The sequence below is a fragment of the Achromobacter sp. UBA5777 genome (assembly GCF_002418565.1).
GTDB classification, from domain to species: domain Bacteria; phylum Pseudomonadota; class Gammaproteobacteria; order Burkholderiales; family Burkholderiaceae_B; genus Achromobacter; species Achromobacter animicus.
Window position 1 is genome coordinate 1 of record NZ_DIEJ01000104.1, and the last position, 204, is coordinate 204.

Here is a 204-nt window from a genome sequence, read left to right on the forward strand (position 1 = left end):
GCCCTCGCCCTCGGCCAGGGTCTCGGCCTGGCTGCACGTCAGCAACAGGAGGCCCACGTTGAAGGCGTTGCGGAAATACAGCCCGTTGAAGGACGGCGCGATCACGGCGGCCACGCCCAGGCGCACCAGGGCGGCGGCGGCCTGCTCGCGCGACGAACCGATGCCGAAGTTGGGGCCGGCCACCAGCACGTCGCCCGGCTGCAC

Annotated in this window: 1 protein-coding gene; it reads right to left on the reverse strand. The window is 72.5% G+C overall.

The window, feature by feature from the left end:
* Positions 1-204, reverse strand: a 204-nt coding sequence (locus B3446_RS07560; RefSeq protein ID WP_414632405.1) for a 3-isopropylmalate dehydratase small subunit, incomplete at both ends; no start/stop codon positions are given.